This window comes from Scrofimicrobium sp. R131 (genome assembly GCF_040256745.1).
Lineage (GTDB): Bacteria > Actinomycetota > Actinomycetes > Actinomycetales > Actinomycetaceae > Scrofimicrobium > Scrofimicrobium appendicitidis.
In genome coordinates, this window is record NZ_CP138335.1 from 883,360 (window position 1) to 895,270 (window position 11,911).

Genomic DNA, 11,911 nt, shown 5'->3' on the forward strand with positions numbered 1-11,911 from the left:
TGGTGGGTTCGACTCGGTTCGAACCCACCATTTCGCTATGGAAAAGGAAACTATGACTCAGGAAAAACTGGTGGCTGGCATTGTGGGGGCACCCCGCGGGCTCCGAGGCGAGGTCAGCGTCATTTTGCGCACCGACCTGCCTGAGGAACGGTTCGAGCCGGGAACGACCCTGACCACAAACCGGCCCGAGTGGCCCGCCCTGACGGTTGAGTCGCTCGGCTACCACCGGGACCGGGCCTACCTGACGTTCGCGGAGATCACCACCCGGGAGGAGGCGGAGGCGCTCAAGGGCGCTGAGCTGCTGGTTGATCCCGATCTGGAAGAGGAAGACGCCTGGTACGCCCACGAGCTGATCGGCCTTCGGGTGCTCGATTCTGAGGAACGCGAGCTGGGGGTGGTGACCGGGCTCCAGGTGGGACTGGCCCAGGACCTGCTCGAGGTGAAGGCGAACGGGCAGACCGTGCTGGTTCCCCTCGTGATTGAACTGGTGCCCGAGGTCGACCCGGCCGCCGGGATCGTGCGGGTCACCCCGCCGGACGGCCTGTTCCCGGGGAGCACCAACTAATGCGGTTTGACCTGGTCACCATTTTCCCCGAGTACTTCCAGGTGCTGGACCTGTCGCTGCTGGGTCGGGCCCGGCAGCAGGGGTTGGTGCAGGTGGAGGTGTATCAGCTGCGCGACTGGGCAGAAGGCAAGCATCGCAGTGTCGACGACGCCCCGGCCGGTGGGGGCGCCGGAATGGTCATGCGGCCCGATGTCTGGGGGCGGGCCCTGGATCAGCTGTTGGCCGAGCCGGTGGCCGCGCCTGAAGCTGCGCCCGTGGCCGAGTCGGCAACCGGGCCGCGCCGGGTACTGGCCATTCCCAGCCCGGCCGGCGAACCCCTCACCCAGGCTCGCCTGGAAGACCTGACCGGTGCCGATCAGGTAATCGTGGCCTGCGGTCGCTACGAGGGTCCCGATGCTCGGATTGCGGAGCACTACCGCTCCATCGGGGTGGAGGTGCTGGAGTTTTCCCTCGGCGACTATGTCCTCAACGGGGGCGAGGTGGCCGCGCTGGCGCTGGTGGAGGGGGTGGGTCGACTCCTCGACGGTGTAGTGGGGAACCCGGACTCGCTGGTGGAGGAGTCGCACGCGGGGGCCGGGCTGCTCGAATACCCGGTCTACACTCAGCCGCGCCAGTGGCGTGGACTGGAGATTCCGCCGGTGCTGGCCAGCGGCAATCACGCCCAGATCGACCGCTGGCGCCGGGAACAGTCCCTGCGCCGCACTGCTGAACGGCGCCCCGAACTGCTCAGCCCGGAGGGGCTGTCCACCCCGGACCTCGAGGTGGTGGCCCGCGCCGGCTACCTGCTGGTGCCCCGGCGGGCCCGCGTCCACCTCCGCCCAGCCACCGGCGAGGACGTGCCGGCACTGGTCGCGCTGGCCCGGCGCACCTTCCCGGACGCCTGCCCGCCCGAGGTGAGCGCCGAGGACATTGCGCACTTTATCGACGAGGAGTTCACGCCGGCGCGTTTCACTGCGCACCTGGCCAATCCGGACGCCTCCGTCTGGGTGGGGGAGGTCGAGGGCGAACTGGTGGCCTACACGCTCTGCTTCCGTCAGGCCCCCGCGGATTTGCGCGCGGCGCCCCCCGGAGCCGCCTACGTGTCCAAATGCTATGCGGACCCGAGCGTGCGCGGCTCTGGCCTGACCGGAGCCCTGCTGGACGAGGCGGTGGCCGACCTGCGCGCGCGGTGGGGAGTGGACTCGGTGGTGCTCGCCACCCACATTGGGAATCGGCGTGCCTCCAAGTTCTATCGGCGCCACGGCTTCAAGAAGCGGGGCCGGCGACACTTCCTGGTTGGCCAAACCGACAACATCGACGACGTCTTCGTGCTGGATCTCACGCGAGCCTAGGGCGGAGCATGTGGCAAAATAGATCAGTGGACTGCCCGGCGTAACCTGCCGCAGGGGGGCGCAAGATGGGCATCCGCACCAGGATAGCGAACCGTCCCTTTCGGGGCCGCTCGGTTGGAAATGGCCAGCTGAGTACGGTGAGTTCGCCAAACTGGCATGGCTGACCTGCGGCAGTTGTGCTTGGGAGTTGACATGCAGAAACTTGATTCCGTTGATGCCGCTTCGCTTCGCGACGACATTCCTCCGTTCCGTCCCGGCGACACCGTCAAGGTGCACGTGAAGGTCGTGGAAGGTAACCGCTCGCGGATCCAGATTTTCCAGGGCGTCGTGCTGGCTCGTTCCGGCCAGGGCGTCTCTGAAACCTTCATCGTTCGTAAGGTTTCCTTCGGCGTTGGGGTGGAACGAACCTTCCCGGTTCACTCTCCGTCCATCGACCAGATTGAAGTGGTAACCCGCGGCGACGTGCGTCGGGCCAAGCTGTACTACCTGCGTAACCTGCACGGTAAGGCCGCCAAGATCAAGGAAAAGATCACGCGCTAACTCACACGTAGAGATGGGTCCTGAGCCGCCCGGCTTGGGACCCATTACTATTTTGAGGGGATACACTTTCACCCATGAGCTTTCTTTCCCGCCGCACTGCCCAGCATAAAGCGGCGGAATCCTCCGAAGGATCCTGGTGGTCCTGGGTCCGTGAGGTACTAATCGTCCTGATCCTGGCCCTGGTCATCTCCACGCTGCTTCGGCACTTCGTCGTGCAGGTGTACTCGATCCCATCGCCCTCCATGGTTCCCACCCTGCAGGTGGGGGACCGGATCGTGGTGGATAGGATTCCTGGGAGTGGCAAGGATATTCACCGCGGAGACGTGGTTGTCTTCGAAGACTCTCAGGGGTGGATGGCCTCGGCGGATCAGGGGCGGACTTCGTTCCTGCGGCCAATTGGCGAGTTCTTGGGCCTGGTGCCCGCCAACGGGGAGCAGATCATCGTCAAACGGGTGATCGGCGTGGGCGGGGACCAGGTGGCCTGCTGCACCGCAGAGGGGCAGCTGACCGTGAACGGCACCCCGATCTCGGAGGAGTATTTGCCTGACGGTGAGGTTCCCTCCCGCGACGAGTTTGAAGTGACCGTTCCGGAAGGGCACTACTGGGTGATGGGCGACAATCGGTCACATTCGGCCGACTCGCTGTACCACTACCAGCGCGGGGAGCAACCGTTCATTGCCGACCAGGACGTGATCGGTCGAGTGTGGTCCGTGATTTGGCCCGTTAATCACTGGTCGTCGGTTTCCCATCGGGACGCATTTGCCGATGTTGGCTGACCTGACGCGGGAACAGATCCTGGCCGAGCAGTACGGCCTCGTAGCCGGCGTGGACGAGGTGGGGCGCGGGTGTCTGGCCGGGCCCGTCTGCGTGGGACTGGTGGTGGCTCCCCTGGACCGGCCCATCCCGACCGGGCTGACCGACTCGAAACTACTCAGCCCCACCCGGCGCCAGAAACTGGTGCCCCAGGTGGAGGAATGGGCGCTCGCCTGGGCCCTCGGCTGGGCCGGACCGGACGAGGTGGACCACCTCGGCATCGTGGGGGCGCTTCGCGCCGCCGGGCACCGGGCGCTGGCCCAGATCGACCTGGAAGTCGGGATTGTGCTGCTGGACGGGAACCACGACTGGTTCAGCGACCTGTGGACCCCGCCCGTGGTCACCCAGGTGAAGGCGGATCGGGATTGTGCCTCGGTGGCGGGCGCATCCGTGCTGGCGAAGGTGGCCCGGGACCGCTACATGGAGTCACTGGCGGACCCCGGGTACGATTGGGCGCATAACAAGGGATACGGTTCGGCGAAACATCGCGCCGCTCTGGCCAACCTCGGGGTGAGTGACCACCACCGGAAGACGTGGAAATTGCTGACAGAAGGGACGGCTACAGGTGGGTAGCGACGACATTGAGAACTACGAGAACAGCCGGGAACTGGACCTGTTTCGCGAATACAAAGACGTGGTGGGGCTGTTCAACTACGTGGTGGAAACTGAGCGGCGCTTCTACCTGTGTAACCAGGTGGACATGCAGGCCCGGCCGGCCGGCGGCGACGTCTTCTTTGAGCTGACCCTGACTGATGCCTGGGTGTGGGACATTTACCGCCCCTCCCGTTTCGTCAAATCCGTTCGGGTGGTGACCTTCAAGGACGTGAACGTCGAGGAGCTCTCCAAGCCCGAGCTGGGTCTGCCCTAAGTCCACAAACCTCCCGGGTGGGGGTTGTCCACAAGCTTCCAGTTGGCCAGTGGGTTCGGGTTGAACGCCCGGGCACACTGGCCCCATGACTAAAGGAACGAATCAGCTGGGTCGGCGCGGTGAAGCCGCGGCCGAACGGTACTTGACTGCGCGCGGACTGAAGGTGTTGCAGCGTAACTGGCGCGACGGCCCCCGCGGCGAAATCGACCTGATCCTCGAGGACGGCGCCACCGTCGTATTTGTCGAGGTGAAAACGCGCCGCGGCGGTGAGGTGGCTGAAGTATTGAGCCCGGCCAAACGGTTCCGGCTCACCTGCCTGGCCGCGGCCTGGCTGCGCCAAAGCCCCGGCTTTCACCCGTACCGGATCGACCTGGTGGGGGTGCAGCCCGGACCCCAGGGCGCGCAGATTCACTGGTGGAAGGGGATCGACCGGTGAGCACCGCCTACGCAATCAGCCTCACCGGCCTGCGGGGGGTCCCGGTTCGGGTGGAGGCCCAACTGGGGACCGGCCTGGTCCAAACCACGATTGTGGGCCTGGCCGACACGGCTTTGCGAGAGTCGAAAGAGCGGCTCCGTTCGGCCCTGCAAAGCTGCCAGGTTCCCTCCCTCAACCGGCGCCTGACCATCAATCTGTCTCCTGCCTCGCTGCCAAAAACCGGTTCCGGGTTCGACCTGTCGATCGCGGCGGCTGTTCTGTCTGTGCGGGGACTGGTCGACCCTGAGCTGCTGCCCGGCACGGTGTTCGCCGCGGAACTGGGGTTGGATGGGACCGTCCGACCGATTCCCGGGATCTTGGCCCACGCCTGGTCCGCCCAAGATCAAGGATTCCGCCGGATTGTGGTGGCTGAGGAAAGCCGAGCCGAAGCCGACCAGGTGCAGGGGATCGAGGTGATTGGGTGTCGCCACTTGAGCCAACTGGTGCAGGCGTTTCAGCCAGGTGGTGCCGGTTGGGATCAGTTCTGTCCACCGCCGGCCGTGGCGGCGGATCCGGTCCCCGGGGCATTGGCGGATGAAGACGTCGACCTGAATGAGGTGCGGGGACAACCGGCGGCCCGGTGGGCGGCGCTGGTGGCTGCCGTCGGAGGACACCACCTGCTGCTGCACGGCGAAGCGGGCAGCGGCAAAACCCTGCTGGCCGAGCGGATTGGCACCTTGCTCCCGCCGCTGGACTCACACGACGCCCTGGTGCTGGGGGCGATGCGGTCGGCTACCTCGTCCGGGGGAACGCTGGATCGGCGGGCCCCCAACCAAATTGCCGGCCCCAACACCACCGTGCCCGCTCTGCTCGGCGGCGGACCCAGGCTGGTCCGGCCCGGCCTGATTTCCCTGGCCCACGGCGGGGTGCTGGTGCTAAATGAAGCCCCCGAGTTTCCCCGGCGGGTGCTCGATGCCCTTCGCGGCCCGCTGGATAACGGTGAGGTGACCATCCGACGTACCGGTGGGGTGGTGACGTTCCCGGCGCAGTTTCAGCTGGTGTTGACGGCCAACCCCTGTGGGTGTGGTCCCCGCTGTCACTGCACCCCCAGTCAGCGTCACCGATATCGACAACGCCTGTCCGGTCCGCTGCTGGATCGGATTGATATTCAGTGGGAGATGAACCAACCCACCCTGACCGAACTGGAACGGGACCAACCCATCAGTTCTGCCGAGGCCCAGCAGCAGGTGGCGGCGGCGCGTGCGCGGGGGCGGGCCCGCTGGTCCACCTGGCCCCTGAACGCACACGTTCCCGGCCGGTTCCTGCGCACTGAAGGTTCGATCCCGGACAGCTTCCTGCGCGTGCTGGAACTGACCGTCTCGCGCGGGAACCTGAGTTTGCGCGGGGCTGATCGGATTCTGCGTCTGGCCTGGTCCATCGCGGATCTGGCCGGACATCAGCGGCCCACCGCCGAGGACCTCAGTTCCGCCATGACCCTGCGGTTGGATCACCCGTGGGGGCGCTCATGAGTAGTCTGCCGATTGACCCGGCGGACCCGGTCTTAGCCGGGGCGGTCTGGACCCACCTGGCCGAGCCGGGCGACCCGGCCGTGCGGATCCTGCAGCGGGTCCTAGGGTCGGAAGCGGCCTTGCAGTGGGTGTTTGCCGACGAGGCAGGCCCGGTGCCGGAGGAGACGATCCCCTGGGCCACCTGCCACGAGCGTTGGCATCCGAGGGCCCGCGCCCTCAACCTGGGTCAATCGCTGACCGAACTGCATCGACTGGGCGGTCGAATTATCGTCCCGTCCAGTCCCGACTGGCCGGCCCAACTCGGAGCGTTGGAGGATCGAGAACCGCAGGCGCTCTGGGTTCTGGGCGCCGGAAACCTTGGAGCCCACAGCGTTGCCCTGGTGGGGGCCCGAGCATCCAGCGACTATGGCAATCGCGTCGGTGCCACCTTGGCGCGAGATCTGGTTTCCGCCGGCTACCCGGTCATCTCCGGTGGTGCCTACGGAATCGACGCCGCGGCGCACTGGGCGTCGGTGGCGGCGGCCCGACCGGATGGGTTTGCCGGGGTTGCAGTCCTGTGCGGCGGGGTGGGGAACCGCTATCCGCGCTCAAACGAAGAGATGTTCCAGCAGCTGATGAAGGTGGGAATGCTGATTTCTGAGGTTCCACCGCACTGGCGCCCAGCCCGCTGGCGGTTCTTGGAGCGGAACCGGATCATTGCGGCGCTGAGCCAGGTGACCGTGGTGGTGGAGGCGGGGGTGCGCTCCGGTGCGCTCGCCACGGCGAACCGCGCGCTGGAGCAGGGGCGGCCGGTGGGGGCAGTTCCCGGCCCGATAACTTCCCCGACCTCCAGTGGATGTCACCAGCTCCTGCGCGACGGGGCCGAGCTGATCGGCAGCCTGGACGACGTCTTGAACCTGCTGCCCGGCCAGGGGGTTGGGGGTGAGTCGGCCGGGACGACCGCCAGTCCGGCGGATTTAAGTCCGGTGGCCCGGGTTGTCTGGGATGCGTTCCCCCGCTCTGGCCTGGCCGGGGTGCAGCAGTTGGGGCTGGCCGGCGGCCTAGGGGTGAGTGAAGTGGAAACCGCGCTGCTAGAAATGCAGCTTCGGGGGCTGGTGGGCCGGGAGGGGGCGACCTGGGTGCGCCTGGAGGTACAGTAGCGGCCAGGGGGTGTTTTGGTGCTGAGATGGGAGCGCTATCTGCGTGAGCGGCAGGGTTTTTCTGCGGCCACGGTTCGCAGCTACCGCGCGGATGTGGACAACCTCTTGGAGTTCCTAGGAATCAGGCAGCTGGAGGAACTCAACGATGCCCTGACGGTGAGGACCCTGCGTGCCTGGCTCAGCCACCGGGTGGCAGAAGGCAAGAGCCGGGCGACGATTGCGCGAAATGCGGCGGCGGTGCGCTCGTTTACCGCCTGGGCACACCGGGAGGGTTGGCTGACGGTTGACGTCGGCCAGGGCCTGGTAACGGCCGGGGTGGAAAACCACCTTCCCCAGGTGCTGTCTCAGGCGAGCGTGACGCAACTGCTGGACTATGCTGCGCAGCACGCCGAAACTCCGATTGCCGTGAGGGATTGGGCGATGACCGAGTTGCTCTACAGCTCGGGCCTGCGGATTGCCGAGCTGTGTTCCCTGGATGTCACCAGCGTGCAGGACCCGATGATCCGGGTCCGAGGAAAAGGCGGCAAGGAGCGGGTCGTTCCCTACGGTCGGCCAGCGGCCAGAGCCTTGGATCGGTGGTTGGAACGGCGGGAAGAACTGGCCGCTCCGGGTGAGGTGGCCCTGTTTGTCGGTCAGCGCGGGGGACGACTGAACCAGCGGGTGGCCCGCGCCGCCCTGCATCAGCTGACCCAAGCCGCCGGGGTGGAGGACATCAGCCCCCACGCGCTGCGCCACTCTTCCGCGACGCATCTGCTGGAAGAAGGGGCAGATTTGCGCCACGTGCAAGAGTTCCTGGGGCACTCTTCGCTCCAAACCACCCAGCGCTACACCCACGTGGATGCCGCCCGGCTGACCAAAGTTTTCCGCCAGGCACATCCGCGGGCCTAGGGCCAAGACTTGAGTCGAATCGGTCCCAGCGTGAGCGCCAGCGGATCCACGTACTGATCCCCGGGATATTTCGCCCCCCAGTGCAGCGAACCTGAAGTCGCCATTCGACCCAGCACCTGGCCGCGTTCAACCGCTTCCCCTACCTGCACGATCGGGGTCACCGGTTCGAAGGTGAGACGCAGGCCAGAAGCTAGCTCGACCGAGATGACAGACCGATCGACCAGCGGCCCGGCGTAGATCACCCGTCCCGGCGCGGGACTGACCACCTCCTGGTCCAGGTGTGCGACCAGGTCCACCCCACGGTGACCGGGCAGCCACCGCTCGGCCGGGGGATCGAAGGGGCGAGCCACTTGACCGGGGGCTAAAACCCCAAGCAATAGCAGACTGAGAGTGAGCAGAGATTTCATTCCCTCAGTGTGGGCTGGGGCCACCGCCCGAGCTAGACTCGGATCGTCCAACGGTGGATAACCGGGGCCAGCAGAGCTGGGGACAGATCACAGTTTGGTCAATGCGCACAACCTCAGGCGTCCTCTACAATGGGAGACGCATCCACTTCGGTGGGTGACTTCGCGTGTCAGCAAACGGAGAGCGGGGCTAGAGTCCTTCGGGCGCCTCGCACCTTGACACCAGGGCTCGGACTTCCGAGCAGGAACTGAAATTTGGGCGCAAGCCCCCTAGCAGGCTGCCTAGGCAGCGAAAGGACGAACATGGCTGTTGTAACCATGCGTCAGCTCCTCGAAAGTGGAGTGCACTTCGGACACCAGACCCGCCGTTGGAACCCGAAGATGAAGCCGTACATCCTGACGGAACGTAACGGCATTTACATTATCGACTTGCAGCAGACTGTGGCCGACATCGATCGGGCTTACGACTTTGTCAAGACCACGGTTGCTCGCGGCGGCTCCATCCTCTTCGTGGGGACCAAGAAGCAGGCTCAGGAATCGGTCGAAGAGCAGGCCCGCCGGGTCGGGATGCCCTTCGTCAACCACCGCTGGCTGGGCGGGATGCTCACCAACTTCAATACCGTGGCCAAGCGGATTCAGCGGCTCAAGGAGCTGGAAGCGATTGACTTCGACGATGTGGCTTCTTCGGGTCACACCAAGAAGGAACTGCTGATGATGCGCCGCGAGAAGGACAAGCTGGCCCGCACCCTGGGCGGCATCCGCGACATGAACAAGCTGCCGGCGGCGGTTTGGGTAGTTGACACCAACAAGGAACACCTGGCCGTGACCGAGGCGACCAAGCTCTCGATCCCCGTCATCGGCATTCTGGACACCAACTGTGATCCCGAGGAAGTCACCTACGGCATCCCGGGCAACGACGACGCGATCCGCGCCGTGGACCTGCTGACCCGAGTGGTGGCTGACGCCTGCGCCGACGGCCTGCTGGCTCGCTCCGCCCCGAAGAAGGATTCGGCTGAAGTTGCCGACGTTGAGCCCCTGACCGAGTGGGAACGCGAACTGCTGGAAAAGAACTCCGAAGAGGCCGCTGAAGCCGCTCCTGAGGCTGCCCCCGAAGCAGCCGCGGAAGAAGCTAAAGAAGAAGCCGCCGAAGCGTAACCAACTACCAATAAAGGACGAATAGCAATGGCAAATTTCACTGCCGCTGACGTCAAGGCCCTGCGTGAGGAAACCGGCGCAGGCATGATGGACGTCAAGAACGCCCTCACCGAAGCTGACGGCGACAAGGACAAGGCGCTGGAGATCATCCGCCTGAAGGGCCTGAAGTCGCTGTCCAAGCGTGAGGGGCGCGAAGCACTGGCCGGCCTGATCGTGGCCGCCGTGAACGGCAACGTCGGGACCATGGTTGAGGTCAACTCTGAGACCGACTTCGTGGCCAAGAACCAGAAGTTCATCGACTTCGCCGGACAGGTGCTGGAAGCCGCGGTTGCCGCCAATGCCGGTGACCTCGAGGCGCTGCTGGCCGCCCCCGCCGGGGACGGCACCGTACAGGACCTGGTCAACCAGATGGGCGCGGTCGTGGGCGAAAAGGTTGAGGTTCGGCGCGTGGCTCGCGTTGAAGGCGAGAACGTGGATCTCTACCTGCACCAGACCAACCCGGATCTGCCCGCTCAGGTCGGCGTCTTCGTCGTCACCGACGCGAACGGGGCCGAGGTGGCGCACGACATCGCGATGCACGTCGCGGCGTTCCGTCCGTCCTGGCTGGACCGCGATTCCATTCCCAGCGACATCCTGGACAAGGAACGCGACACCCTGACCAAGCTGACCCTGCAGGACGGCAAGCCCGAGGCGATCGTTCCGAAGATCGTGGAGGGTCGCCTGAACGCCTTCTACAAGGACAACTGCCTGGTCGATCAGGACTTTGCCCGGGATCCTTCCCAGACGGTTGGCAAGGTGCTGAAAGGCAAGAACGCTAAAGTCACCGAGTTTGTGCGCTTCCAGGTAGGCGCGTAACACTTCTCCCAGTGGCCCCGTCTCCGCCAGGAACGGGGCCACTGGCCTAATCAAACACCGAGGGAGTCCTGATGAGTGCACGTCGAGTCCTACTGAAACTGTCCGGGGAGGTGTTCGGCGGCGGCAAAGTCGGGCTGGACCCCAATGTGGTCTCCCAGGTGGCCGAGCAAATCGCTGACGCCAACCGGGCCGGAATCCAGATTGCCATCGTCGTCGGTGGCGGCAACTTCTTCCGGGGTGCGGAACTGTCCCAGCACGGCCTGGACCGCTCTCGGGCCGACTACATGGGGATGCTGGGGACCGTGCTGAACGCGCTGGCCCTGCAGGACTTCATTCAGCAGGCGGGGACCGAATGTCGGGTGCAGACCGCCATCACCATGCAGCAGGTGGCCGAGCCCTATATTCCGCTGCGGGCCATCCGCCACCTCGAACTGGGCCGGGTAGTGATTTTCGGGGCCGGTTCCGGGATGCCGTTCTTCTCCACCGATACGGTGGCCGTCCAGCGGGCCCTCGAATCTCACTGCGATGAGCTGCTGGTGGGCAAGAATGGCGTCAGCGGCGTTTACACCGCCGACCCGCGCCTTGACCCCGAAGCCAAGTTGCTCCCCAAACTGACCTACGCCGAGGCGCTGGCGCAAAACCTGAAGGTGATGGATGCAGCAGCGTTTGCCCTGTGCCAGGAAAACGGGCTGAACACCAGAATCTTCGGCATGGCCGAGCCGGGGAATGTTGCCCGGGCCCTCAAAGGTGAGACAATCGGATCACTTGTTACTCGCGACTAAGGACACCCCATGATTGATGACATTCTTTTGGATGCCGAAGAAAAAATGGAGAAAGCGGTCGAGGCGACCGCGGGCGACTTTGCCAACATTCGCACCGGGCGGGCCAACCCGGGCATGTTCACCGAACTGCTGGTGGACTACTACGGGGCGCCCACTCCGCTGCAGCAGCTGGCTTCGGTCAACATTCCTGAAGCCCGGACCGTGCTGATCTCGCCCTTTGATCGCAGTGCCACCAACGACATTATTGCCGCCATTGTGGCGGCTGACCTGGGGGTTAACCCCAACGATGACGGCAAGGTCATCCGGGTCACCCTCCCGATCCTGACCGAGGAGCGCCGGCGCGAGTACGTCAAGCAAGCCAAGGGACGCGCCGAAGATGGGCGGGTCCAGATCCGGGGGATGCGGCGCAAAGCCAAAGACCTGTTGGATCGCCTCAAGAAGGACGGCGAAGCGGGCGAGGACGAAGTCGATCGCGGCGAGAAGTCCCTCGAGGCTTTGACCAAGCAGTACACTGACAAGATTGACCGGCTGCTGGAGGCCAAAGAGGCCGACCTGATGGAGGTCTGACCTCAAACGATGCTTAGTCTTTGGCAGGCACCCCCCACGCCCAACTACCAACCGCTCAAG

At 65.2% G+C, this 11,911-nt stretch carries 15 protein-coding genes; 14 read left to right on the plus strand and 1 reads right to left on the minus strand.

Annotated features, from left to right (window positions below; genetic code table 11):
- The first annotated feature begins 37 nt into the window (after positions 1-37).
- The 10 genes from rimM to SAC06_RS04165 all read left to right on the plus strand — a co-directional run bounded on the left by rimM (position 38) and on the right by SAC06_RS04165 (position 8,088).
- Positions 38-565 (plus strand): ribosome maturation factor RimM, encoded by a 528-nt coding sequence (gene rimM, locus SAC06_RS04120; RefSeq protein WP_350258943.1) that lies wholly within the window; start codon positions 38-40, stop codon positions 563-565.
- On the plus strand, positions 565-1,896 hold the full coding sequence (trmD, locus tag SAC06_RS04125; RefSeq protein WP_350258944.1) for a tRNA (guanosine(37)-N1)-methyltransferase TrmD: 1,332 nt from the start codon (positions 565-567) through the stop codon (positions 1,894-1,896). Before rimM ends, trmD begins: the two co-directional genes overlap by 1 nt.
- 192 nt (positions 1,897-2,088) lie before the next feature.
- Positions 2,089-2,436, plus strand: a complete 348-nt coding sequence (gene rplS / locus SAC06_RS04130) for a 50S ribosomal protein L19 (RefSeq protein WP_350258945.1) — start codon at positions 2,089-2,091, stop codon at positions 2,434-2,436.
- 74 nt (positions 2,437-2,510) lie between these two features.
- On the plus strand, positions 2,511-3,212 hold the full coding sequence (gene lepB / locus SAC06_RS04135) for a signal peptidase I (protein ID WP_350258946.1): 702 nt from the start codon (positions 2,511-2,513) through the stop codon (positions 3,210-3,212).
- Positions 3,202-3,822 carry a ribonuclease HII gene (locus SAC06_RS04140; protein ID WP_350258947.1) on the plus strand — a complete coding sequence of 207 codons (621 nt, stop codon included), beginning with the start codon at positions 3,202-3,204 and terminating at the stop codon, positions 3,820-3,822. Before lepB ends, SAC06_RS04140 begins: the two co-directional genes overlap by 11 nt.
- On the plus strand, positions 3,815-4,117 hold the full coding sequence (locus SAC06_RS04145; protein WP_350258948.1) for a DUF2469 domain-containing protein: 303 nt from the start codon (positions 3,815-3,817) through the stop codon (positions 4,115-4,117). Before SAC06_RS04140 ends, SAC06_RS04145 begins: the two co-directional genes overlap by 8 nt.
- Before the next feature lie 85 nt (positions 4,118-4,202).
- Positions 4,203-4,553: a YraN family protein gene (locus SAC06_RS04150; RefSeq protein WP_350258949.1), complete on the plus strand. Its 351-nt coding sequence runs from the start codon at positions 4,203-4,205 to the stop codon at positions 4,551-4,553.
- Positions 4,550-6,061 (plus strand): YifB family Mg chelatase-like AAA ATPase, encoded by a 1,512-nt coding sequence (locus tag SAC06_RS04155; protein WP_350258950.1) that lies wholly within the window; start codon positions 4,550-4,552, stop codon positions 6,059-6,061. The genes SAC06_RS04150 and SAC06_RS04155 overlap by 4 nt, the downstream gene beginning before the upstream one ends.
- A complete protein-coding gene (gene dprA, locus SAC06_RS04160; protein WP_350258951.1) occupies positions 6,058-7,200 on the plus strand; it encodes a DNA-processing protein DprA in 1,143 nt (380 codons plus the stop codon). Before SAC06_RS04155 ends, dprA begins: the two co-directional genes overlap by 4 nt.
- 18 nt (positions 7,201-7,218) lie before the next feature.
- Positions 7,219-8,088: a tyrosine recombinase XerC gene (locus tag SAC06_RS04165; protein WP_350258952.1), complete on the plus strand. Its 870-nt coding sequence runs from the start codon at positions 7,219-7,221 to the stop codon at positions 8,086-8,088.
- On the opposite strand, the gene SAC06_RS04170 is transcribed toward SAC06_RS04165, so the two are convergent.
- On the minus strand, positions 8,085-8,495 hold the full coding sequence (locus SAC06_RS04170) for a M23 family metallopeptidase (protein ID WP_350258953.1): 411 nt from the start codon (positions 8,493-8,495) through the stop codon (positions 8,085-8,087). The two genes, SAC06_RS04165 and SAC06_RS04170, sit on opposite strands and share 4 nt — an antisense overlap.
- 300 nt (positions 8,496-8,795) lie before the next feature.
- On the opposite strand from SAC06_RS04170, the gene rpsB reads away from it, so the two are divergent.
- The 4 genes from rpsB (at position 8,796) to frr (ending at position 11,851) form a co-directional block, all read left to right on the plus strand.
- Entirely contained in the window at positions 8,796-9,647 is an 852-nt protein-coding gene (gene rpsB, locus SAC06_RS04175) for a 30S ribosomal protein S2 (protein WP_350258954.1), read from the plus strand.
- Positions 9,648-9,674: 27 nt separating this feature from the next.
- On the plus strand, positions 9,675-10,502 hold the full coding sequence (gene tsf, locus SAC06_RS04180) for a translation elongation factor Ts (RefSeq protein WP_350258955.1): 828 nt from the start codon (positions 9,675-9,677) through the stop codon (positions 10,500-10,502).
- Positions 10,503-10,573: 71 nt separating this feature from the next.
- A complete protein-coding gene (gene pyrH / locus SAC06_RS04185; protein WP_350258956.1) occupies positions 10,574-11,284 on the plus strand; it encodes a UMP kinase in 711 nt (236 codons plus the stop codon).
- Positions 11,285-11,293: 9 nt separating this feature from the next.
- On the plus strand, positions 11,294-11,851 hold the full coding sequence (gene frr, locus SAC06_RS04190) for a ribosome recycling factor (protein WP_350258957.1): 558 nt from the start codon (positions 11,294-11,296) through the stop codon (positions 11,849-11,851).
- Positions 11,852-11,911 lie beyond the last annotated feature (60 nt).

Excerpts from the sequence above, each read along its gene's own strand:
- rimM (WP_350258943.1), top strand. The coding sequence starts at position 38 with ATGGAAAAGGAAACTATGACTCAGGAAAAACTGGTGGCTGGCATTGTG.
- trmD (WP_350258944.1), top strand. The coding sequence starts at position 565 with ATGCGGTTTGACCTGGTCACCATTTTCCCCGAGTACTTCCAGGTGCTG.
- rplS (WP_350258945.1), top strand. The coding sequence starts at position 2,089 with ATGCAGAAACTTGATTCCGTTGATGCCGCTTCGCTTCGCGACGACATT.
- lepB (WP_350258946.1), top strand. The coding sequence starts at position 2,511 with ATGAGCTTTCTTTCCCGCCGCACTGCCCAGCATAAAGCGGCGGAATCC.
- SAC06_RS04140 (WP_350258947.1), top strand. The coding sequence starts at position 3,202 with ATGTTGGCTGACCTGACGCGGGAACAGATCCTGGCCGAGCAGTACGGC.
- SAC06_RS04150 (WP_350258949.1), top strand. The coding sequence starts at position 4,203 with ATGACTAAAGGAACGAATCAGCTGGGTCGGCGCGGTGAAGCCGCGGCC.
- dprA (WP_350258951.1), top strand. The coding sequence starts at position 6,058 with ATGAGTAGTCTGCCGATTGACCCGGCGGACCCGGTCTTAGCCGGGGCG.
- SAC06_RS04170 (WP_350258953.1), bottom strand. The coding sequence starts at position 8,495 with ATGAAATCTCTGCTCACTCTCAGTCTGCTATTGCTTGGGGTTTTAGCC.
- rpsB (WP_350258954.1), top strand. The coding sequence starts at position 8,796 with ATGGCTGTTGTAACCATGCGTCAGCTCCTCGAAAGTGGAGTGCACTTC.
- tsf (WP_350258955.1), top strand. The coding sequence starts at position 9,675 with ATGGCAAATTTCACTGCCGCTGACGTCAAGGCCCTGCGTGAGGAAACC.
- pyrH (WP_350258956.1), top strand. The coding sequence starts at position 10,574 with ATGAGTGCACGTCGAGTCCTACTGAAACTGTCCGGGGAGGTGTTCGGC.
- frr (WP_350258957.1), top strand. The coding sequence starts at position 11,294 with ATGATTGATGACATTCTTTTGGATGCCGAAGAAAAAATGGAGAAAGCG.